General features: G+C 55.0%; 3 protein-coding genes. All 3 read right to left on the bottom strand.

All coding sequences use genetic code 11. The annotated features are described in order from the left end of the window. Positions 1-683: hypothetical protein (locus ACTO5E_RS10620; protein ID WP_482303496.1), on the bottom strand; the 683-nt coding region annotated here is incomplete at its 3' end. 80 nt (positions 684-763) lie between these two features. Then, entirely contained in the window at positions 764-2,104 is a 1,341-nt protein-coding gene (locus ACTO5E_RS10615; RefSeq protein WP_482303495.1) for a type 2 periplasmic-binding domain-containing protein, read from the bottom strand. Between the two features lie 82 nt (positions 2,105-2,186). After that, the coding region (locus ACTO5E_RS10610; protein WP_482303493.1) for a hypothetical protein at positions 2,187-3,120 on the bottom strand (934 nt) is incomplete at its 5' end.

The following is a 3,120-nucleotide window of genomic DNA, read 5'->3' as shown; positions in this document are numbered from 1 at the left end:
TTGCCCATCCCATGAATCATATTCGTCTCACTCCCACCCTGCAACACTGCCGCCGCTTTCATCACCAGAGTCTCATCTGCCAGCATGTCGTCCCAGGTCAGGTCCTTTGAGGGGGAATGACTGGCCTCGAACCGGCGGAAGCAGGTGATGGGGAAGGTGTATGACAGGGGCACCAGAAACTGGCCCTTTTCCGTCCGCCCAACCTCCATTACCGTCTGGTTGAAGTCGTCCCATATGGCAAATTTCGCTTTTGCTATATACTTGTCCAGTGGCATAAACAGCCCATTGACTATGGCCTTCTCCGGGATAGGGAACAGCGGTCCGTCCTCAGGCGACTCTCCGTCCCACCAATAGTTGCTGCTGATCATGAACAGATCAGGCCCCTCTCCCGCCATGATCTCTGTGCGCAGCCGGGTAATGGCGGTCTCCCGCTCTGCCCCGGTCCGGGGCAGGTATTCTACTTCTACCTCTGTAGGGCCGCCGGCCTCCGCGATTTCTTCCAGCAGCTTATCAAAAACAAAATCTGTTGGGTTATGCACTGTCCGCTCGCTCACATCCAGCAAAATGTGCAGGGGCCCGGCTTCCTTTTGCAGGGAGCAGGAGGGAAGCAGAACACATAGCATTGCCGCCGCCAGCAACAGAGCCGTCAACCTTGCGATCATTCGAGTTCTTTTCACACTCATGATGATACCTCCTGAAAAATCTCCTTCTATCTATAAGAAGTATGCTTTATGAAAAATAGCCGCAGGAATTCAGAAAAGTTTCAACTCTCCGCTATCATCATTTTCATGGCGGTATAATGCTCCGCTGTCAGCTCCCGCCGCTTCTCCGGGTCCTCCTCATTCAGGCAGTCCCCATAGGCAAGCATCAGCTCTTGGTTCAGGGGTGTTACAAAGTTCACCGCGTTCACCTGCCCGGCCAAGTCCCTGGTCTGCTGATAGTTCCACTGGTTCATATACCATTCGGTGCGCGGTTTGCCGTTCTGCCCATAGTAGGAAGCGTAGTAGGGCGCGTCCTTCTGACACAGCTCCAAGTTAACGGGCAGAGCGCTGCCATAAGCATAGATTTCGCAGTTGGACATGGTCTCCTGATCCAGCAGCTTGTCCACAATCAGAAACGCCTCGTCTGGGTGCCGGGTATTGGCGTTGACTGCGGCAAAGCTGTTGATGTTGGCGGTAACCCCCCCGGTGGTATTGTATTGTGGAATCATAATATATTCCGGACTTTTAGGAGTGAAGAGATGCGCGTTGCTGGCTCCGATAGAGACGCTTGGCATGACGTCGTTGGCCTCGCCAAGCTCCTGGGGCCGCCCCGCCAGATTAGCCGCCCGGGCCTCCTCCAGCCGGGCAAACAGCTCCTCCTCCGTAAAGGTAAGGGAGTCCGTACCGTAATCCCCCAGCTCACCCAGTATGCTCCCAAACCGCCAGCTATAACAGGCAAATCGCACGCAGGGGTCTTCGCTTACCAGCATTTCGTCCCAGGTCATGGGCAGACTGGCGGTGAGACTGCGGCTCTCCCGCTCTGCCAGGGTGGCGGAAATGGAATAGGTCAGTGGAAGGAGCAGCTGGCCCTTCTCTGATTTCCCCGCATCCATCACAACAGGCAGCAGCTTGTCCCACTCCATATACTGGGCCTTGGCAATATAATCATCCAGCGGCAGAAAGAATCCCAGCTCCATGGCCGAACGGGGAAACTGAAACAACGCATCCGTCGCATTTTGATGTTTTTCCATTAGGGTCACATCCAACAAATTGGGGCTTACGCAGATAAACAAGTCCGGCCCCGCTCCGCTGAGCAACTCGGTTTTCACCCTGGTCAGGGCTGTGTCCCGCTCCGTCCCCTGACAGGGGATCCTGTCCAGCTCTACGCTGAAATCATCCAAATAGCCGGGGACAGTCTTCAAAAAATCAAACACAGGCCCGGACTCCGACGCCTCAAAGCCTGGGTTCAGGTCCACACACAGAGTGAGCTTGGGGCGATTCGGGTCTTTTCCTACATGGGCGGCGAGCTGCTGGCCGCTGTCCTTCCCGCCGCTTTGGCAGGCAGTCAGCAGGAGACACAAGGCTGCAAACAGCAGAACAGCTCTGGGAATGGCAGTTTTCATGGTAGTCCCTCCTAATTGATCCAGCACATCAGCTGGTTAATCACCGATAAGACTCTTACCCTTGTCAAACGTTACAAGCTGTTCAGCTCTCGGCCAGCATCATTTTCATAGTGGAGTAGGCGTTGCAGGCCGCTTTTTCTATGTCCTCTGTTTTATACGCCAGCCACTCTACCTGCTGATAGTCCTCCCCGTCTAAATCAGAGAAGAAGCGCACGCTCTCAATCTCATCCCACAGGGCCTGCACCTGAGGCGGCTCCTGTTGGGCGTCCATGTATACTGTGGTGCCATTCACATAGATAGCGCGATCCTTCATAGCCTCTCTGCCCAGCAGCGCGTCCACCACCCGAAACGCCTCCTCCGGGTAGGGGGTGTTGGCGTTCACTGCCAAAAAACCAGTAATCGTGGCCGCCACCTTTCCCTCCCAGTCCCGCTGGGGGATGACTACATAGTCTTGTCTGCCGCTGCCCCATAGCTTAACATTCTCGGAAAACCCGCTAAGGACATTCTCATGGAAACGGCCATTGTTGATGACAGGCGCATAGTAGCTGGTACGTGAGGCCTGCCGGTGTTTAAGCAGTTTCTGCCACAGCTCCACATATTCGTCCTCAGTAAAGGTTAGCTCCTCCTTCTCATAATCCGCCGGAACACCAAAATATCCCAATACCTCCATTGGTTCGGGAAAACTGGCGAACTCCAAAATCGCGTTACCGCTAGCTGCCATCTCCTCTGGGGTTACAGGCAGCTCCTCTGGCAGGTCCAGCAAGGAGCGCTCCACTCCAAGCACCGGCAGCCGGTACATGGTGGGCATCAATATCTGGCCCTCCTCGTTGCGCCCCGCCTCCATAATGGCTGGCACCAGCTTATCCCACTCCATAAACTGAGCCTGGTCCAGGTAGTTGTCCAGAGGAAGAAGGATATGGTTCCTCATAGCGGCCTCCGGGAACTTGAACATAGGGGCTTCTTTGGTAATCACAGACCCTTCATAGCGGATGTAGGGGGTGAAGCAGTCCTCCAGA

Source organism: Acutalibacter sp. (assembly GCF_056800975.1).
This window is presented reverse-complemented; position numbering and strand designations above follow the sequence as displayed.